General features: G+C 62.7%; 15 protein-coding genes. 1 reads left to right on the top strand and 14 read right to left on the bottom strand.

The features are described 5' to 3' along the window. Positions 1-58: 58 nt before the first annotated feature. The 11 genes from C2L65_RS05290 to C2L65_RS05240 all read right to left on the bottom strand — a co-directional run bounded on the left by C2L65_RS05290 (position 59) and on the right by C2L65_RS05240 (position 13,350). Complete coding sequence (locus C2L65_RS05290; protein ID WP_042311333.1) at positions 59-2,164, bottom strand: YadA family autotransporter adhesin; 2,106 nt, start codon at positions 2,162-2,164, stop codon at positions 59-61. A 501-nt stretch (positions 2,165-2,665) separates the two neighbouring features. Beyond that, positions 2,666-2,896 (bottom strand): hypothetical protein, encoded by a 231-nt coding sequence (locus tag C2L65_RS05285; RefSeq protein WP_007585520.1) that lies wholly within the window; start codon positions 2,894-2,896, stop codon positions 2,666-2,668. Positions 2,897-3,020: 124 nt separating this feature from the next. Beyond that, on the bottom strand, positions 3,021-3,470 hold the full coding sequence (locus tag C2L65_RS05280; protein WP_042311361.1) for a hypothetical protein: 450 nt from the start codon (positions 3,468-3,470) through the stop codon (positions 3,021-3,023). A 128-nt stretch (positions 3,471-3,598) separates the two neighbouring features. Then, positions 3,599-4,366 (bottom strand): amino acid ABC transporter ATP-binding protein, encoded by a 768-nt coding sequence (locus tag C2L65_RS05275; RefSeq protein ID WP_042311331.1) that lies wholly within the window; start codon positions 4,364-4,366, stop codon positions 3,599-3,601. Positions 4,367-4,369: 3 nt separating this feature from the next. Beyond that, positions 4,370-5,047, bottom strand: coding sequence for an amino acid ABC transporter permease (locus C2L65_RS05270; RefSeq protein ID WP_007585514.1), 678 nt, complete (start codon positions 5,045-5,047; stop codon positions 4,370-4,372). A 21-nt stretch (positions 5,048-5,068) separates the two neighbouring features. After that, a complete protein-coding gene (locus C2L65_RS05265) occupies positions 5,069-5,851 on the bottom strand; it encodes an amino acid ABC transporter substrate-binding protein (protein ID WP_042311329.1) in 783 nt (260 codons plus the stop codon). Positions 5,852-6,199: 348 nt separating this feature from the next. Beyond that, on the bottom strand, positions 6,200-7,651 hold the full coding sequence (gene hydA, locus C2L65_RS05260) for a dihydropyrimidinase (RefSeq protein WP_042311327.1): 1,452 nt from the start codon (positions 7,649-7,651) through the stop codon (positions 6,200-6,202). Positions 7,652-7,700: 49 nt separating this feature from the next. Continuing rightward, the gene (locus C2L65_RS05255) at positions 7,701-9,200 is read right to left on the bottom strand and encodes an NCS1 family nucleobase:cation symporter-1 (RefSeq protein WP_042311326.1); all 1,500 of its coding nucleotides are present in this window, start codon (positions 9,198-9,200) and stop codon (positions 7,701-7,703) included. Positions 9,201-9,239: 39 nt separating this feature from the next. Continuing rightward, a complete protein-coding gene (gene preA / locus C2L65_RS05250; protein WP_042311324.1) occupies positions 9,240-10,553 on the bottom strand; it encodes an NAD-dependent dihydropyrimidine dehydrogenase subunit PreA in 1,314 nt (437 codons plus the stop codon). A 61-nt stretch (positions 10,554-10,614) separates the two neighbouring features. After that, positions 10,615-11,964 carry an NAD(P)-dependent oxidoreductase gene (locus C2L65_RS05245; protein WP_042311322.1) on the bottom strand — a complete coding sequence of 450 codons (1,350 nt, stop codon included), beginning with the start codon at positions 11,962-11,964 and terminating at the stop codon, positions 10,615-10,617. Positions 11,965-12,072: 108 nt separating this feature from the next. Next, entirely contained in the window at positions 12,073-13,350 is a 1,278-nt protein-coding gene (locus C2L65_RS05240) for a Zn-dependent hydrolase (RefSeq protein WP_042311320.1), read from the bottom strand. 366 nt (positions 13,351-13,716) lie between these two features. On the opposite strand from C2L65_RS05240, the gene C2L65_RS05235 reads away from it, so the two are divergent. Then, positions 13,717-14,439 (top strand): TetR/AcrR family transcriptional regulator, encoded by a 723-nt coding sequence (locus tag C2L65_RS05235; protein WP_042311318.1) that lies wholly within the window; start codon positions 13,717-13,719, stop codon positions 14,437-14,439. Positions 14,440-14,452: 13 nt separating this feature from the next. Here C2L65_RS05235 and boxA read toward each other — a convergent pair whose 3' ends face one another. From boxA to boxC, 3 genes are all read right to left on the bottom strand, one after another. Next, entirely contained in the window at positions 14,453-15,703 is a 1,251-nt protein-coding gene (gene boxA, locus C2L65_RS05230; protein ID WP_042311316.1) for a benzoyl-CoA 2,3-epoxidase subunit BoxA, read from the bottom strand. A gap of 35 nt (positions 15,704-15,738) precedes the next feature. Next, positions 15,739-17,166: a benzoyl-CoA 2,3-epoxidase subunit BoxB gene (gene boxB / locus C2L65_RS05225; protein WP_042311314.1), complete on the bottom strand. Its 1,428-nt coding sequence runs from the start codon at positions 17,164-17,166 to the stop codon at positions 15,739-15,741. Positions 17,167-17,281: 115 nt separating this feature from the next. Beyond that, positions 17,282-18,952, bottom strand: a complete 1,671-nt coding sequence (gene boxC / locus C2L65_RS05220; RefSeq protein ID WP_042311359.1) for a 2,3-epoxybenzoyl-CoA dihydrolase — start codon at positions 18,950-18,952, stop codon at positions 17,282-17,284. Positions 18,953-18,972: the final 20 nt, after the last annotated feature.

Below are 18,972 nucleotides of genomic sequence, written 5' to 3'. Positions count from 1 at the left end.
TAGCGCGATGTTTGGAACGGGTGTCGAAGAGACGGACACCCGCGCCAGCTCACCGGAGTCAGTTGCCGAGCACGATGCCGATACCTGCACGCACAATGGTGCTGTTACTGCCCGACGACGCTACGCCTGCATTGAGATTGATCGTCCCCTTCTCGTTCCAGCGCGACACGCCTAGCCCGAATGCCGCCTGACCGCGATAGCCGGCGACACCGGCATTGAGCGTCGTGCGCCCTGGCAGATAGGGCGTAACGATCTGCAAGGCAGAAGCTGACGCAATGCCCTTTCGCGTGCTTCGGTCGAGATCGTTGATCGACTGATAGGTCTGATCGACAGCCGCATTCAACTGGTTCAGGTTGACGGCATCCGTCCCATGCGTGCCGGGCGCGACATTGACAATCTGCCGCTCGCTGCCCGCCTGACCGACCGACACGGTATTCGCCCGATCCGCCACCGAGCCCGCGCCGAGCGCAACCGAACCGCTGGCAGTGGCCTGGCTACTCGCGCCGAACGCCGAAGCGTTTGCGCCGGTAACGACGGCTTGTGCGCCTACGGCCGTCGCTGCGGCAGCATTGGACTGCGCGCCGCCGCCGATCGCGGTCGACTGATCGCCATTCGCGACCGCGGCTGCGCCTACCGCCGTAGCATGCGTACCTGTCGCGGATGCGGCTTCCGTCGCGGCGTCTCCATTCGCGCTCACGAATGGCGTAGACGCCGTTTGCACGTTGATGACCCGGTTCATTGCGTCGTTCAACTGACTGAGGTTGATGGCGTCGCCAGCAAGCACGCCATTGGCCAGATTGTGAATGACGGTGCCGCCCGCCACACCTTGCCCGAGGGTCACACTCGCGTAGTCGACCTGGCCGTCCGTGTTGTCATAGACCACCGCGCTCGCCATATGGCCATTGCCGTCAACGAGCCCCGCCTGCTTCAACTGGGCGACGTTGACCGCGTCGGTGTCGGCCGTACCCGCGGCGACATGCGTGATCTGCCGCTCGTTACCCACCGATCCCACCGACACCGAATTGGCGCGATCCGCCACCGCGTTCGAACCGAGCGCGACCGAATTCGAAAACGCGGCCTGTGCGCCGCCGCCGATCGCGACGGACTCCACGCCTGTTGCCAGCGAGTCGGCAAGTGTCGAATTGGCGTGAAAGTAATGCGGCTCGACGCCATTGTTGATCACGTTGCCGAGTGCGATGTTGAGGTCGTTGATCGAGCTGGTGTTGGTCGTAACCCGGGTATCGAGATTGCCCAGTGCGTCACCGACATTGCGAAACACGCTGCCGCCGACGCGGTAGGTCGGCGCCACGACCGATCCATCGGGCGACACCGACGCGCCGCCGCCTAGCGCCGACGCAACACTTGCGCTCAGCCCATACAGTTGACTACCGTTGATCGCGTCGTGACTGGCAGCATCGACTGCGCCGTTGGCCACGTTGCCGAGCCGCACGGGCGCACCTGCTGTCACGCCGCCCAGCGTGACGGCGTCATGCGCGGACGAGTCATACGTCACGGCATCCGCCAAACCTGACGACACAGCGTCCCGCAACTGACTGACGTTGACCGCGTCCGTGTTGGCCGTGCCGGCCGCGACGTTGACGATCTGGCGTTGCAGCGTTGCATTGCCCACCGACACCGTGTTCGCCCGGTCGGCCTTCGCGTTCGCGCCCAACGCGACAGCGCCGTCTACGAGGACAAGGCTGTTCGATCCCAGCGCCAGACTGTCTGCGGCGTTCGAACCGGTAAAGGCGTTGAAGCCAAAGGCGAGCGAGCGCTGCCCCGTTGCGATTGAAAACGAACCGACCCCGAGTGAATCACTGCCGTCCGCCGTCGCCATATAGCCGATCGACACCGCCCGGTCCGCATTGAAGCCTGTCGACGCGCCATAACCGATCACCGCCGAGTCCACAGCCAATGCAGCCGACAGCGAGCCGATCGCAGTCGATCCCGTGCGCGCCACACCCGCCCCGGCTCCGACAGCCAGCGCATTGTCGCCCCACGCATTCGCGGATGGCCCGATGGCCATTGTGTTCAGGGTGTTCGCTGCCGTAGTGGGCGCGCCCGTCATTACGTTGTTGCTCACCGCGATGTAGTCGGTGACGGAAGCAGCGCGCACCGCCTGCGGCGCCGCTGCCATCGTGCCCACACTGATCGCGACGGCCATGCCAGCATACCCGCGTCGTGCGAAACGCCCATTCGTGCAGCGACCCGGCGAAGAAGCCCGCTCACATCCAACACCTGTTCCACTTTGCAAATTGCTCATCCAAAACCTTGGTACGGGTAACAACCTCTCTCCCCAAAATGTGGCAACGTGCGGGACGTAGCGCATTCGCTTCGCATACCGAAACAATATGGTCGCAGCATTTGAAAACGATTGCACCTACGCATCCGCAAGGATGCCTCCTACGCACCGACACTTCTTCGATGTCGGTTACGACAGGCAAATCCTACGGAGACGGTTCAACCGTCAATACAAGAAAACTCCCAAAGTCGGAATTCTTCGAGCGGCGGAGCGACGCGCGTCGAGCGGCCATGCAAGCCACACGAAGCGAACCCGGCGATAAGCAAAGGAAAGCGCGCGACGACAGTGCGCGAACGGGCCGGACGAAAACCGGCGAGAAAGAATTCGGGCTACGCGCCCTGGTGGCAACGAAACCGGGCCGCGCTACGAGCCGCCGCCCGCCAATACCTGTTCGAGCGCCATTGAACGTGCGGCTTCCTCGGCTTCTTCAGGGGTATCGAACACGCTGCCCGACACATGGACCTGATGCCATTCGGGTTTGTCGGCGGCGTCGCGGAAGATGCGAAAGCGCGCGCAGTAGCCGCGCGGCGTGACGGGCACTACGTCGATATCGACGGATGCGCCTTCAATCTGATGTCTGACGAAGCCGTCCATGCTGCCCTCCTGACATCTGCATTGCACGCGGAAATCCTAGCATGGCGGGAGTGCGTGCATTGCAACATGGCGCAAACGTGGGCGGGACTGCCGCAACGGTGCCCCCGAAGAGACACCGCCCGGATCACTCGTCGGAGTGCGTTCCGTCGTCGGGCGTCGTGTCTTTCGCGAGGCGTGCCGGCGCCAGCCAGCGGAACGCGCTCTGCTGGCCGTTCGCGTCGTACGTGCATTCGGCTGCGGCGGGCACCGCGGTGGTTGGGGGCTTGGACTTTGCGATCGCGGCCACGACGGGCGCGAGCAACCCGGCTTCCAGGATGTTGGTGTTGGGCGGCTTCGCGACGGCGGCTTCCGACGCCGTCTGCGGATGCTCGAGCGTGCCTTCGACGACCACGCGGCTGCCATGAATGCCCGAACCCGCGTGTGTCACCTTCAGCGTGTCGCGGCCGGAAAGCTCGCTCGCCGACTGCCGCATCGTCTGCTCGCATGCGCTCGTGTTTTTGTACACGGCCGCGCAGCCCGCGGACAAAGCGGCGGCAACCATGCAGCAGGCGATAACAGGAGTGCGGGTCTTCATCGATCTTCCATCATTCGGGGCGACGGCCATTGTAGCGTAGCTGTCCGCAGCCAGCATGAAGCGCGGGCGCCGGAAAGAAACAAGGGCGCTCGCAGGCGCCCTTGCAACGATGCACGACAGACAGCCGTTCAGTCTTCCCAGCTATCCGGCAGGCTCTGCGTGAGCGTCGACACGAAGCTCGCGGTTTCCGGCTGCTGCGGCCGCGTAAAGATGTCGCGCGAATGGCCTTGCTCGACGATCGAGCCGTTGCTCAGAAACACGACGTTGCGCGCGATCGATGCCGCGAGCCGCAGGTCGTGCGTCGCCATCAGCATCGTCATGCCTTCTTTCGCGAGTTGGCGCAGCACTTCGACCACTTCGGCGGCAAGGCCCGGATCGAGCGCGGAAGTCGGCTCGTCGCACAGCAGCACTTCCGGCGAAGGCGCAAGCGCGCGCGCAATCGCGACTCGCTGCTGCTGACCGCCCGACAGCGTAACGGGCCACGCATCGGCCTTGTGCGCGATGCCGACCTTCTCCAGCAATTCGAGCGCGCGCACCCGCGCGCGTTCGCGGTCCCATTTCTGCACGGTGAGGAGCCCTTCCATCACGTTCTCGATCACCGTGCGATGCGGGAACAGCTGAAAGTTCTGGAACACCATCCCTGTGCGGCGGCGCATCGCAAGCACGGCTTCCTTCGACGGCTTCTCCGTGCGGCTGAACTGGATGCGCTGGTCGCCGATTCCGAGCGAGCCGGCTTCGGGAATTTCGAGCAGGTTCACACAGCGCAGCAGCGTGCTTTTACCGCTGCCCGAAGGCCCGATCAGCGCCGTCACATTGCCTTGCGCAAGCGCGAGATCGACGCTGTTCAGCACGCGATGATCGCCGAAATACTTTTCGATTTTTTCGAGGCGGATCATCGTTCAGTTACCTGACGTGAAAAGCGCGTGACGGCCGAAGCGGCGTTCGAGGCGCACCTGCGCGGACGACAGCACCGAGCTGAACACCAGATAGATCAGCGCGGCTTCCGTATAGAGAATGAGCGGCTCGTAAGTCACCGACGCAATCCGCTGCGCGGCCTGAAAAATTTCCGGCACGGTCAGCACGGCGGCCAGCGACGTGTCCTTCACGAGCGCGATAAACGAGTTCGACAGCGGCGGCAGCGCGACGCGCGCCGCCTGCGGCAGGATCGCGCGGCGCAGCGCCTGGCCGCGCGTCATGCCCATCGAGTACGCGGCTTCCCACTGCCCTTTCGGGATCGACTCGATCACGCCGCGTATCACTTCCGAGTTATACGCGCCGACGTTCAGCGAGAAGCCGATGATGGCTGCCGTCAGCGGATCGAGCACGATCCCGACATTCGGCAAGCCATAGAAGATGACGAACAGCTGGACCAGCAGCGGCGAGCCACGAAACAGCCACACATAGAAGCGCACGATCGCTACCGACCAGCCCGGCCCGAACAGCCGGACCAGCGCCACGATGAACGCGAGCGCGATCCCGATCGCAAACGACACGAGCGTCAACGGCACGGTGAACACCAGGCCCGCATAAAGCAGCGGCCACAGCGATTCACCCATCAGGTGCAACCATGCAGGCATGATTCAGACTCGCCTTGTCGCTTACTTGGAAACGTCTTTGCCGAAGTACTTTTCGGAGATCTTCGCGTACGTGCCGTCCGCCTTGATCTCTGCCAGCGCCTTGTTGATGGCGGCCTGCAGATCAGGATTGCCCTTGCGGATCAGGACGGCCGAATGGTCCGAACTGTCCGACGAGGTATCGATGGCGGCGATCTTCACCTTCGCATCCGGCTTGTGCTTCTTGAAGTCGAGGAACGACAGCGAGTCGTTGACAGTCGCGTCGACGCGGCCCGACGTCAGCAGATCGATCGATTCGTTGAAGCCCTGCACGGGGATCACTTCCGCGCCGTGCGCAGCGGCGATCTTGCCGAAATTGCTGGTCAGCGTGTTGGCCGACTTCTTGCCCTTCAGGTCGTCGAAGTTCTTGATCGTGGTGTTGTTCGAGGCCACGATCAGCGCGGCGTGCGACACGATGTACGGGTCCGAGAAGTCGTACTTCTGCTTGCGCGCGTCGGTCACGGCCACTTCGTTGATCACCGCGTCGTAGCGGTTCGCGTCGAGACCGGCGATCAGGCCGTCCCACTTGCCTTCGATGAACTCTGCCTTCACACCCAGCTTGGCCGCGATCGCGCGGGCAATATCGACGTCGAAGCCCGTCAACTGGTTCGACGAGTCGTGGTACGTGAACGGCGCATAGGTGCCTTCCGTACCGACCTTGAAGGCGCCGGCGGACTTGATCTTCGCGAGGTCGTCAGCGGCGAATGCGGCCGTCGCCGTTGCGACTTGCAACAGGCCGATCAGCAGAAGGGATCGAATCGACTTCATAGAGTGTGCTCCGAGGTTCGTTTTGTCCGGTTTTGCGTGTTGTCTGCAGGAACACCCGTCCGGCAGCGTGGGCGGACTGTAGCAAACGGTCCTTATTTCCACAACGCATTTGAAGGCTTATTCATATGCCGAGGCGGAATAAACCGGACCGATTTATTGGGGTTGGGCAATGCGCAAGTATAGGGTGGCAGGCCAAACCCCTGCAGACTTTGGGGCCTTGCCAAGGCCAGCCTGTCGCCTGCAACGAGGCGCGAAAGCATACCCGAAAACGAAAACGGCCGCTCCCGCTGCGAAAATGCGGGGCGGCCGCGCGTGCTGCAACGCGACAAAGCGTGTGTGCCAACGCCATTAGCGCTCGACGGGATGCGGCTCCTTCAGCTTGTTCGCGACCCGCACGGCATCGTAATAGGCGGCGTTTGGCGGACGCTTCAGATATTGGCCCGCGCCGCGTTGCGCGCGCAGATCGCCATCGGCCCATGCATGCCCGCCGCGCGTGAACGTGTGCATCGCGACGCCCTGCACCGTCATCCCTTCGAACACGTTGAAGTCGACCTTCTGATGATGTGTCTTCACCGAGATCGTCTTCGTCGCCGCCGGGTCCCAGATGACGAGATCGGCGTCGGCGCCGACCTGCACCGCGCCCTTGCGCGGATAGAGGTTGAATATCTGCGCGGCGTTCGCCGACGTGATCCGCACGAACTCGTTCGGCGTGATGCGCCCTTTGTTCACACCCTCATGCCATAACACCGACATCCGGTCTTCGACACCGCCGCAGCCGTTCGGAATCTTCGTGAAGTCCTCCCGGCCCATCGCCTTCTGCGATGCGCAGAATACGCAGTGGTCGGTGGCCGTCGTGTGCAACTGGCCTGATTGCAGCCCGCGCCACAAAGCCTCGCGATGCTCGCTGGTGCGAAACGGCGGGCTCATCACGTGCGCGGCGGCGCGCGTCCAGTCGGGATCGCGATACACCGATTCATCGATCACCAGATGCCCCGGCAGCACTTCGCCGAACACGCGCTGCCCTTCGTTGCGTGCGCGCGAAATCGCTTCGACGGCTTCTTTCGACGACACATGCACGATGTAGACGGGCACGCCGAGCACCTGAGCAATGCGGATCGCGCGATTCGCGGCCTCCCCTTCCACTTCGGGCGGACGCGACAGCGGATGCGCCTCCGGTCCCTTAAAGCCCTTCGCGAGCAACTGTTTCTGCAACTGGAATACGAGTTCGCCGTTCTCCGCGTGAACGGTGGGCAGCGCGCCGAGTTCGAGCGAACGCGAGAAGCTGTTCACGAGCACTTCGTCGTCGGCCATGATTGCGTTCTTGTAGGCCATGAAGTGCTTGAAGCTCGACACACCATGTTCATGCACGAGCGTGCCCATGTCGCGATACACGGAATCGTCCCACCATGTCACGGCCACATGAAAGCCGTAATCGGACGATGCCTTCTCGGCCCAGCCGCGCCATTCCTTGAATGCATCCATCAGCGGCTGCTTCGGGCTGGGAATCACGAAATCGATGATGCTCGTCGTGCCGCCCGACAAGCCCGCCGCCGTGCCCGTATAGAAGTCGTCGCTGGCCGTCGTGCCCATGAAGGGCAGTTCCATGTGTGTGTGCGGATCGATGCCGCCTGGCATCACATACTGGTCGTGCGCATCGACGATGTTCACGCCCGCGGGCGGATCGATCGTGCGTTCGATCTGCAGGATCGTGCCGCCGTCCTGCGGGTCCGCGATCAGCACATCGGCTCTGTGCGTGCGGTCCGAATCGATTACCGTGCCGCCGCGAATCAGGGTTGTCATCGGGTGCCTCCTCTATTAATTCATCAGAACCGCGCGGTTCGTGTGTGACTCACGCGCTCGCCATGCTCGCACCGGGACTGCGGCGCATCTTCATCCACGTGCCGTACACGATGGATGCGAGCGCCAGTCCCACGAACCACGCGTACGTGTAAAGCGTATTGAAGAACGCAGGCACATTCGGAAACGACGCGGGAAACGCGGTATGCAAAAAGCCCGGCAGATTCGGCAGCACGCCGATCACCAGCGCGACGACAGCGGCGATGTTCCATCCGCCCGTGTAGCTGTATTCGCCGTTCTCGTCGAACAGTTCGCGTTGATCGAGCCGCGTGCCGCGAATGAAAAAGTAATCGACCATCAGAATGCCAGCAACGGGGCCGAGCAATGCCGAATAACCGACCAGCCACGTGAAGATGTAGCCCTGCGTGGTCGCGAGAATCTTCCACGGCATCATCACGATGGCGATAGTCGCGGTAATCATCCCGCCCGCGCGGTACGAAATACCCTTGGGCCACAGGCTCGAAAAGTCATACGCGGGGCCGACCAGGTTCGCCGCGAGATTGCAGCACATCGTATCGAGCGTGAGGATGATCAGCGCAACGCCGACGCCGATGCCCGTCATGCGGCTGGTCAGATCGATCGGGTCCCAGATCGCCTTGCCGTAAATCACGACCGTCGCCGACGTGACGACCACCGAGATCACCGACAGCAACGCCATCGGCACGGGCAGCCCAATCGACTGGCCGACGATCTGGTCGCGCTGCGTCTTCGCAAAGCGCGTGAAGTCGGGAATGTTGAGCGCAAGCGTCGCCCAGAAACCGACCATCGCCGTGAGACTTGGCCAGAACGTGATCCAGAAAAGCCCTTCTTTCTTGCCGCCCGGCGCGAATTGCGAAGGCGCGGACAGCATCGAGCCGACACCGCCCGCTTTCGACGTCGCCCACCACACGAGAGCGATGCACATCACGACCTTGATGGGCGCCGACCAGCTTTCCAGCCAGCGGATCGAATCGGTGCCATGCACGATGAAGTAGATCTGCAAGGCCCAGAACGCGAGGAAGCACGCGAGCTGCGCGATCGAAATGTCGAGGAACGGCAGCGCCGCGCCGTGCAGCGCGTTGCCCGTCAGGATGTTGAGCAGCGTATAGATCGCGCTGCCGCCGAGCCACGTCTGGATGCCGTACCAGCCACACGCGACGACCGCGCGCAGCATCGCGGGCAGTTTCGCGCCCTGCGTGCCGAACGACGATCTCACCAGCACCGCGTACGGAATGCCGTGCTTCGCGCCCGCATGTCCGATCAGCAGCATCGGCACCAGTACGATCAGGTTGCCGAGCAATACCGTCAGCACAGCCTGCCACGGCGACATGCCCTCTTCCGTCAAACCGGCCGCGAGCATGTACGACGCGATGTTCATCACCATGCCGACCCAAAGCGCGGCGAAGTGATACCACTTCCACGTGCGCTGCGCGGGCCCCGTCGGCGCGAGGTCTTCGTTGTATAGACTGCTGCCGGCGTGAGTCGCATCGGCGGATTGCGCTGTCTGCTTCATCGATGGATCTCCACTTGATCGCTCGTTGATTGTTGAAGTTCAGGCCGCTTTTGCCGCGTGTTCCTGTGCGTGCGTTGTGTCAGCTGCGTCCGCAACGACTCGCGCCGGATTGTTCGGATGCGTGGTCCAGTTTGCGTACTCGCCGCTATCGACACGCTCCATCGTGATGCATTGCTCGACGGGACACACATGCATGCAAAGATTGCACCCGACGCATTCCGCATCGACCACTTCGAAATGACGCTTGCCGTCCTTTTCGCGTGTGATCGCCTGATGCGATGTGTCTTCGCAGGCGATGTGACAGAGGCCGCACTGGATGCACTTGTCCTGATCGATGCGCGCCTTGATGTCGTACTTCATGTTCAGGTACTTCCAGTCGGTGACATTCGGCACCGCGCGGCCACGAATGTCGTCGAGCGTCGCGTAGCCTTTTTCGTCCATCCAGTTCGACAGGCCGTCCGCGAGATCGGAGACGATGCGAAAGCCGTAGTGCATGGCGGCCGTACACACCTGCACGCTGCCCGCGCCGAGCACCATGAATTCGGCCGCGTCGCGCCACGTAGAAATACCGCCGATGCCGGAGATCGGCAAGCCCGGGGTCTCTGAATCACGCGCGATTTCAGCGACCATGTTCAACGCGATCGGCTTCACAGCCGGGCCGCAGTAGCCGCCATGCGTGCCCTTGCCGTCGACAGTCGGCATCGGCGCCATCTGGTCGAGATCGACAGCGACGATCGAGTTGATCGTGTTGATCAGCGACACGCCGTCCGCGCCGCCCTTGTATGCGGCGCGCGAGCCCATGCGGATGTCGCTGATGTTCGGCGTGAGCTTCACGAGGCACGGCAGCTTCGTGCCTTCCTTCACCCAGCGCGTGACCATCTCGATGTACTCCGGCACCTGGCCGACAGCGGAGCCCATGCCGCGTTCGCTCATTCCGTGCGGACAGCCGAAGTTGAGTTCGACGGCATCGGCGCCCGTGTCTTCGACGAGCGGGAGAATCCATTTCCAGTCGCGCTCGTTGCACGGCACCATCAGCGAGACGATCATCGCGCGGTCGGGCCAGTCGCGCTTGACCTCTTTGATCTCGCGCAGGTTGACGTCGAGCGGCCGGTCGGTGATCAGCTCGATGTTGTTCAGGCCCGCCATGCGCTGGCCGTTCCATTGCACCGCGCCGTAGCGCGAGCTAACGTTGACCACGTGCGGGTCGAGCCCGAGCGTCTTCCATACGACGCCACCCCAGCCCGCTTCGAACGCGCGGTGTACGTTATAGGCTTTGTCCGTTGGGGGCGCGGACGCGAGCCAGAAAGGATTCGGCGAAGTAATGCCGGCAATCGTGCAGCGAAGATCAGCCATGTTCGGCTCCGTGGGGATTCGGTTTTGTCGTTTTCGCGTGATGCGTGCTTGCGTTTTCGCTTCAGGCCGCCTTGACGGCGGCGAGCGCGAACGCAGCGTCGATCGATGCCGCCGCGAGCTTGCCGTCCTGCACCGCCTGCACGGTCAGATCGATGCCGCCCGATGCCGCGCAATCGCCGCCCGCCCAGACCTTGTCCAGCGACGTGCGCAGATCGGCGTCGACTGCGATGCGGCTTTGATCGAGCGTCAACAGTTCGTGATCGAGGCCGACGCTCACGAGCGTCTGACCGATCGCCTTGAGCACCATGTCGGCTTCGAGCGTGAAGCGCTCGGCGCTGCCGTCGCTCCCGGTGCGTTCGAATTCAACGCCCGTCACCTTTCCGTCGCTGCCAATCAAACGCACAGGCTTCGCATGCGTGATGAGCGTCACGTTCTGCGTCTGCGCGAAATCGCGCTCGGCCCACGTCGCGCTCATCGACTCGACGCCGCGCCGATACACCATCGTCACGCTCGTCGCGCCGAGCTTGCGGCTTTGCACGGCGGCATCGACGGCCGTATTGCCGCCACCGATCACGATCACGCGGCGGCCAACCGGCACCGTCGCGAGATCGCTCGCCTGACGTACCTGCTCGATGAAATCGACGGCGTTCATCACGCCGTTCAGTGCTTCGCCTTCGAGTGCGAGAGCGCGCACACCGGTCAGGCCGATCGAGAGAAACACGGCGTCGTGCTGTTGACGCAGCGAATCGAGCGATATGTCACTGCCCAGCTTCGTGCCCGTCTTCAATTCGATGCCGCCTACCGACAACAACCACTGCACTTCACGCTGCGCGAAGTCATCGACCGTTTTATACGCGGCGATGCCGTATTCGTTGAGGCCGCCGCCTTTGTCATGCGCGTCATAGATCGTCACGCGATGACCCGCAACAGCGAGACGATGCGCGCACGCAAGACCCGCCGGGCCTGCGCCGACGACGGCCACATGCCGTCCGCTATCCGGCGCGCGCGTGAACTTCACGGCATCGCGCGCCATCGCCCAATCGGTGGCGTGACGCTGCAACGCGCCAATCGCGACGGGCTTCGCATCCTGGTGATTGCGCACGCATGCGCCTTCGCAGAGGATTTCGGTTGGACACACGCGGGAGCACATGCCGCCCAATGGATTCGCCGAAAGAATATCGGTCGCGGCGCCCTTCAGATTGCCGTTGCCGATCTTGCGGATAAAGCTCGGGATATCGATTTGCGTGGGACACGCCTGCACACACGGCGCGTCGTAGCAGTAGTGACAGCGGCTCGCGGCCGCGGCGGCGGCTGTGGGATCGAGCAGCGGCGCAATGTCGGCGAATTCGCATGAAAGCTGTTCGGACGACAAGCGCTGCGCCGCGATGTCGCCCGTTTGCTTGATGGCCATACGCGTTCCTTCGTCAAAGTGAGGACGTAGCCGTGCCTGCCGGTTTCGCGTGAACGAAGCCGGGACGGCGTGTTTTATGAGTGCAGCGTTACAGCGTGATCAGGCTCTTTACGATGCCGGTTCGCAGGCGCGCTCCAGCATCGCGTGCAGCAACACGTTCGCGCCCGCCTCGATCCATTCGGGCGTCGCGTCCTCGATTTCGTTGTGACTGATACCATCCACGCACGGCACGAACACCATCGATGTCGGCGCCACCTGCGACAGATAGCACGCGTCATGACCCGCGCCCGACACCATGTCGCGATGCGGATAGCCGAAACGCTCGGCAGCGGCGCGCACGGACTTCACGCATGCCGCGTCGAACTTGACGGGCTCGTAGTAAAAGATCTGTTCGAGCTGTGTTTCGAGGCCGATGCCGCCCGCGATCTTCGCGACGCCTTCGCGTAGCGCGGCGTCCATCTTCGCGAGCACGGCATCGTCGGGATGACGGAAATCGACGGTGAAAAACACGCGGCCTGGAATCACGTTGCGCGAGTTCGGATGCACCTGCATCATGCCGACCGTCGCGCACGCGAGCGGCGCGTGATCGAGACCGATACGGTTGACGAGATCGACCACCCGCGCCGCGCCCAGCAACGCATCCTTGCGGCGCGGCATCGGCGTCGGGCCCGCGTGCGCCTCCTGGCCCGTCAGCGTGATTTCGTACCAGCGTTGGCCTTGCGCATCGGTGACGACGCCAATCGTTTTTTGCTCGGCCTCGAGTATCGGCCCCTGCTCGATGTGCAATTCGAACGCCGCATGGAGCGGGCGGCCGCCGCACGGCACGTCGCCCGCATAGCCGATGCGTTTGAGTTCTTCACCGATCGTCTTGCCGTCGACATCCTTGCGCGACAAACCATAGTCGAGCGTGAAGACGCCTGCGAACACGCCGGACGCCACCATCGCGGGCGCAAAGCGCGAGCCTTCTTCGTTGGTCCAGATCACGACTTCTATTGGATGCTCGGTTTCGATGCCGCGATCGTTGAGGCTGCGAATCACTTCAAGCCCGCCGAGCACGCCGTAGATGCCGTCGAAGCGGCCGCCTGTCGGTTGCGAGTCCGCGTGTGAGCCCGTCATCACGGGCAAGGCATTCGGGTTCACGCCAGCGCGCCGCATGAACACGTTGCCCATCTGATCGACGCTGACGGTGCAGCCCGCTTCCTTCGCCCAGCTGACGATCAGGTCGCGTCCCTCTTTGTCGAGATCGGTCAGCGCCAGGCGGCAGACGCCACCCTTCTGCGTCGCGCCGATCTTCGCCATCGTCATCAGGCTGTCCCACAGACGTTTGCCGTTGACGGTGATCGACGTATCGAGTCCTTGCTTCAACGCTTCTGATACCGCATTCATTCGTTGCTCCTCTGGATCAACACGCTTTGCAGTTCAACCGCGAGCGGCTTTGCGTCCTCTCGCGACGAAGTGAAACTGGTGCATCGGCGGCGCGTTCGAATTCGCTTTGGGGCATGGGCGCACAATCGGCGTGCATGTTTTCCAGGCCTTCGTTTTAGCGGTAAACCCTGGCCGCCGGCCGCTCTGCGAATCCTGTCCGATTGGACAGGTTGTAGCCGATTAAAAACATCAAATCAATGTCTTTCGTGCGAACGGGAACAGATGAACACGAGAGCGAGAACCATGCCATTGCAACGCAGCATGACTTTCTGCGCGCGTAATGAAACGGCGAATGCGTTGATGTCGATCGGGGCACGAGCGGCTAGAATGAAGCGCGACGCGGCACAAAGGCTAACGATGAGACACGACGACACGGCAGTGAGCGAGACCGGCAACGACGAAGCGCCCGCCCCTTTGCGGCGGCGCAAGGCTCACATTCGTGAGAGCAATGAAGCGCATCTTCTGGCGTGTGCGGAAGCCGTTTTTGCGGAGCGCGGCTTCGAGGGCGCGAGCACGGCGATGATCGCGGAGCGCGCGGGCTTACCGAAAGCCAACGTCCATTACTACTTCCCGACCAAGCTCGCGCTTTACCGGCGCGTGCTCGAAGACCTGTTCGAAGACTGGCATCGGGCGGCGAATACGTTCGAAGGCAGCGACGATCCCGTCGAAGCAATCGGCGGCTATGTGCGCGCGAAGATGGAGTTGTCGCGGCGGCGGCCGCTCGGCTCGAAGGTGTGGGCGAACGAGATCATTCACGGCGCAGACCACATGCTCGACATTCTCGAGCAGCGCGTGAAGCCGTGGCTCGATACCCGCGTGACTGTCATCGACGACTGGATCGCGCGCGGCCTGCTCGCGGACGTGGATGCGCAAACGCTGATGTACATGATCTGGGCAACGACGCAGCACTACGCTGATTTCGACGCGCAGATACGCGCGCTAGGCGGCAAGCGCGCGTTCTCGCAAAAGGCCTTCGACGCCACCACGGAGCAGGTCGTGCAACTCGTGATTCGCGCGTGCGGGGCGAAGTCTCCGTCGGCGAAGAACTGAGGCCGGTGCGCGCTCAGTATGTTTCCAGATGCAGGCGCCCTTCGCGCTTGAGCCGCTGCCACAGCACGTCCCATTCGAGGCCATGTTGATCGGCGATGTCCTTCAGCGACTGCAACACGCCATCTTCCATCCCTTTGAGCCCGCACACGTAGATGTGGGTGTTGTCGTCGCGCAGCAACTGCGCGACGTCGACGGCACGCTCGCGCATTGCGTCCTGCACGTAGCGCTTCGGCTCGCCCGGCGTGCGTGAAAACGCGAGGTTCGTGTCGATGAAGTCTTTCGGCAGATTCGTCAACGGTCCGAAGTAAGGCAACTCTTCCTTCGTGCGCGCGCCGAAGAACAGCATCAGCTTGCCCGTTGCGCCCTTCAGCCTGCGCCTGCGCCGGTACTCGGTCATCGCGCGCATCGGTGCGGAACCCGTGCCCGTGCAGATCATCAGCAGATGCGAATTCGGATGGTTCGGCATCAGGAATGTGCTGCCGAATGGTCCGATCACGTTGACCACGTCGCCCTTCTTCAGGTCGCACAGATAGTTCGAGCACACGCCGTTCGCCGCGTCGCCCTGATAGTCCTGGGTGACACGCTTCACGGTTAGCGAAACATTGTTGTAGCCGGGCCGCTCGCCGTCGCGCGGACTGGCAATCGAATACTGGCGCGCATGATGCGCGCGTCCATCTGCGGCGCTGCCCGGCGGCAGAATGCCGATCGACTGTCCTTCGAGCACAGGGAACGGCATCGAACCGAAATCCAGCACGATGTGATGGATATCGCTTTGCGTCGTCTCGTCCGTCAGCCGATAGTTGCCTACGACCGTGGCCGTCGTCGGGTTCTTGTGCGTGTAGAGATTCACATACGGACGCGCGGCGGACCACGGCGGCACCACTGCGCCGCGCACCGTATCGACTTCGATGCCTTGCGCTTCGTCGGTGCTGTCGCTGCTCGCGGCGTTTTCTTGCATCGGTGTCTCACTCGATGATGGCAACGCCATCGTGCCCTGCTCCGGCAACACATCCCACGTGTACTGCTCGTCGATGCTATACGCGTCTGCCTTGAGCACCGAGCGCCAGTTGTCGATCGCGCCCGTCGGACACGGCGGCACGCACGCCATGCAGCCGTTGCACACGTCCGGCATCACGACGTAATTCGTACCGTCGTGCGTGATCGCATCGATCGGACAGGTCTCTTCGCATGTGTTGCAGCGAATGCAGATCTCCGGATCGATCAGATGCTGCTTGAGAATTTCGACCGGTACGGGCGCGTTCATGATGGTTCTGCCTTTTGCTTTGCTTTACGTTACGTTCAGTTGAAGCGCACGTATTCGAAATCGACGGGCTGGCGGTTGATGCCCATCGCAGGCGGCGCGATCCAGTTTGCAAACTTGCCGGGCTCGACGACGCGCCCCATCAGCGACGCGACGAACGCGCGATCCTCCGCGGTCGGCAGCCATTTCGCTTCGTTCGCTGCCCATTCGGTCTCGCTGATTACGCGGCCATCGGGCGACACACGCGTGCCCGCAAAGGTGCCGATCTGCCGGTTGAACGCCTTGTGCGGCACAGTCAGGCGAAAGTCGATACCGGCCTTCTCTAACACCTTGTTCCAGCGTCCGACGCCCGCGACGGAATCCTTGATGTAGTCGTCGCGCAGCACTTCGTTCATCGCGTTGAGCATGGGTACTTCGCGTTCGACCAGCTTACCGTCCGCGACATCGAGCAGCTTGTAGCTCTGCCCGTTCAGTTGATGGTCGTCGTCACGCTTGGTTTCCTCGTAGCGGCCCTTGAGGCCCGAACTGTAGAACGTCGCCGCATTCGACGAATGATCCGCGCCGAACAGGTCGATCGTCACCGAGTAGTGGAAGTTCAGATAACGCTGGATGGTGGGCAGATCGATCACGCCGGCTGCGCGAATCCTGCTTGCGTCATCCGTCTTCAGTTCGTTCATCACCTGCGCGGTGCGCTGCACGACACGCGACACGCCCGATTCACCGACGAACATGTGATGCGCTTCCTCCGTCAGCATGAACTTCGTGGTGCGCGCAAGCGGATCGAAACCAGATTCGGAGAGCGCGCTCAACTGGAATTTGCCGTCGCGATCCGTGAAGTACGTGAACATGTAGAACGCGAGCCAGTCGGGCGTTTTCTCGTTGAACGCGCCGAGAATGCGCGGGTTGTCGTCGTCGCCCGAACGGCGGCCGAGCAGCGCTTCCGCTTCCTCGCGCCCGTCGCGGCCGAAATGACGATGCAGCAGATACACCATCGCCCACAGGTGACGGCCTTCCTCGACGTTCACCTGAAAGAGGTTGCGCAGGTCGTACATCGATGGCGCCGTGAGACCGAGGTGACGCTGCTGCTCGACGGAAGCCGGCTCCGTATCGCCTTGCGTGACGATGATGCGGCGCAGGTTCGCGCGATGCTCGCCCGGCACGTCCTGCCACGCCGCTTCACCCTTGTGCTCGCCGAAGTTGATCTTGCGATCCTGATCGCCAGGTGTGAGAAAAATACCCCAGCGGTAATCGGGCATCTTCACGTAATCGAAATGCGCCCAGCCGCCCGGATCGACGCTGGTCGCCGTGCGCAGATAGACGTCGAAGTCATGCGAGCCGTCGGGGCCCATGTCGCCCCACCATGACAGGAAGTTCGGCTGCCATTGCTCGAGCGCGCGTTGCAGCGCGCGGTCGTCGGCGAGGTTGACGTTGTTCGGGATCTTGTCGGTGTAGTTGATCGTGGACATGTCGGTTCCTTGAGCGCGGTGCGATGGTTCGCATTCGGTCGCGTTGGTTCGCGTTTATTCGGCTGGCGAGAGCCTTCGGATCGGTGCGACGGTGTGATGCGGGCGCGATGTGGGTCTACACGCGCGATACGTCGAATTGCGCCTTGCTGCCCTTGCCGTAGACCTTGAGCGCGCCCTTCTCGCCCACCGCATTCGGCCGGTTGAAAATCCAGTTCTGCCACGCTGTCAGACGCCCGAAGATGCGCGTCTCCATGGTCTCGCGGCCGTTGAAACGCAGATTCGCTTCCATGCCCGTCAGCGCGTCCGGCGACATCGCCGCGCGTTCTTCGAGCGCAATGCGGATTTCGTCGGCCCAGTCGATGTCATCCGGCGACGCTGTGACGAGACCCAGACGCTCGGCTTCCACTGCTTTCACAGGCTGGCCGATCTTCGCGCGCACGGCATCGAGCGGTTCCGTCTCTTCGTAGAAGCGCCGCGCGAGTCGCGACTGATGCGTGACCATCGGATACAGACCGAAGTTGACTTCCGACAGCGTGATCGCAGGCTCTTCATCTTCGTTCGCGGGCAGCGCGGCCATGTAGGTGCGGTCGGCGGAAAACGCGAACTCGGCGAATGTGCCCGCGAAGCACGAACCCGGCTCGATCAGCGCAAACAGCGAACGCGACGACACGTCGATGCGCGCAAGCGTGCGGCGCAACAGGCCGATCGTTTCGCGCACCAGCCAGTGGTCCTTGTGTTCCAGCAGCGTGGCATCGACGGCGAGCACCGCGCGCGCGTCGCCTTCTGTCTTCAGGATCCACGTGCCGATATCGAGCTCGTTCGTACGCATCGACAGGATCGCGTCGTCGAGTTCGCGCGCGAACTGCAGCGGCCACCAGTTCGCACCCTTCGCAACGATGGCGTCGATATCCGTCGGCTGTTCAGTCGTGGGCGCTTTGGCCGTGAACGTGGCCGTGCGTTTCGCCCGGTCGATGGTTACGTCGAGCGTCGCATACGTGAGGCCGTCGTCACGATCCGTGCGCTCGATTCGCGTCAGCGCTACGCCTTGCGCATCCGCTGGACGGTCGCTTTGCTGCGCGAGTTCCAATGCACGTGCCGCGATCGCCTGCTCGAACTGGTTCGGCTTCACGACTTCATCGACGAGACGCCACTCCTTCGCGCGCGCGCCGCGGATGCCTTCGACCACGGTGCAGAAAATGTCGGCGCGATCGTGCCGCACCTTGCGCTTGTCGGTGACGCGCGTGAGGCCGCCCGTTCCTGGCAGCACGCCGAGCAGCGGCACTTCTGGCAGCGCCACCGATGACGAGCGGTCGTCGATCAGATAGATCTCATCGCACGCGAGTGCGAGTTCATATCCGCCGCCTGCACATGCACCGTTGACGGCTGCAAGAAACTTCAGGCCCGAATGACGCGACGAATCCTCGACGCCGTTGCGGGTTTCGTTGGTGAATTTGCAGAAGTTGACCTTCCATGCATGCGACGACAGGCCGAGCATGAAGATGTTTGCACCCGAGCAGAACACGCGGTCCTTCAGGCTCGTGAGGACGACCGTCCGCACTTCCGGATGCTCGAAGCGGATGCGCTGGAGTGCATCGTGCAGTTCGATATCGACGCCCAGGTCGTATGAATTCAGCTTCAGCTTGTAACCGTCGCGGATGCCGCCGTCTTCAGCGATGTCGATACCGAGCGTCGCGACCGGACCATTGAACGAGAGCTTCCAATGCTTGTACTGCGAGGGATCGGTGCGGTAGTCGACTCGCACGGCGGCGGTCTCTGCCGGGAACATCGCTGCGGACATGGGGCGTC

The sequence above is a fragment of the Paraburkholderia terrae genome, from assembly GCF_002902925.1.
GTDB lineage: Bacteria > Pseudomonadota > Gammaproteobacteria > Burkholderiales > Burkholderiaceae > Paraburkholderia > Paraburkholderia terrae.
The sequence above is the reverse complement of the archived record's forward strand: the minus strand, read 5'-3'. Positions and strand labels throughout refer to the sequence as shown.

What these genes read in the sequence shown, in the direction of transcription:
- C2L65_RS05270 (WP_007585514.1), bottom strand. Translation starts at nt 5,047, where the DNA reads ATGCCTGCATGGTTGCACCTGATGGGTGAATCGCTGTGGCCGCTGCTT.
- C2L65_RS05240 (WP_042311320.1), bottom strand. Translation starts at nt 13,350, where the DNA reads ATGAATGCGGTATCAGAAGCGTTGAAGCAAGGACTCGATACGTCGATC.
- preA (WP_042311324.1), bottom strand. Translation starts at nt 10,553, where the DNA reads ATGGCTGATCTTCGCTGCACGATTGCCGGCATTACTTCGCCGAATCCT.
- boxA (WP_042311316.1), bottom strand. Translation starts at nt 15,703, where the DNA reads ATGAACGCGCCCGTACCGGTCGAAATTCTCAAGCAGCATCTGATCGAT.
- C2L65_RS05265 (WP_042311329.1), bottom strand. Translation starts at nt 5,851, where the DNA reads ATGAAGTCGATTCGATCCCTTCTGCTGATCGGCCTGTTGCAAGTCGCA.
- C2L65_RS05280 (WP_042311361.1), bottom strand. Translation starts at nt 3,470, where the DNA reads ATGAAGACCCGCACTCCTGTTATCGCCTGCTGCATGGTTGCCGCCGCT.
- C2L65_RS05245 (WP_042311322.1), bottom strand. Translation starts at nt 11,964, where the DNA reads ATGGCCATCAAGCAAACGGGCGACATCGCGGCGCAGCGCTTGTCGTCC.
- hydA (WP_042311327.1), bottom strand. Translation starts at nt 7,651, where the DNA reads ATGACAACCCTGATTCGCGGCGGCACGGTAATCGATTCGGACCGCACG.
- C2L65_RS05255 (WP_042311326.1), bottom strand. Translation starts at nt 9,200, where the DNA reads ATGAAGCAGACAGCGCAATCCGCCGATGCGACTCACGCCGGCAGCAGT.
- boxC (WP_042311359.1), bottom strand. Translation starts at nt 18,952, where the DNA reads ATGTTCCCGGCAGAGACCGCCGCCGTGCGAGTCGACTACCGCACCGAT.
- C2L65_RS05285 (WP_007585520.1), bottom strand. Translation starts at nt 2,896, where the DNA reads ATGGACGGCTTCGTCAGACATCAGATTGAAGGCGCATCCGTCGATATC.
- C2L65_RS05275 (WP_042311331.1), bottom strand. Translation starts at nt 4,366, where the DNA reads ATGATCCGCCTCGAAAAAATCGAAAAGTATTTCGGCGATCATCGCGTG.
- boxB (WP_042311314.1), bottom strand. Translation starts at nt 17,166, where the DNA reads ATGTCCACGATCAACTACACCGACAAGATCCCGAACAACGTCAACCTC.
- C2L65_RS05235 (WP_042311318.1), top strand. Translation starts at nt 13,717, where the DNA reads ATGAAGCGCGACGCGGCACAAAGGCTAACGATGAGACACGACGACACG.
- C2L65_RS05290 (WP_042311333.1), bottom strand. Translation starts at nt 2,164, where the DNA reads ATGGCCGTCGCGATCAGTGTGGGCACGATGGCAGCGGCGCCGCAGGCG.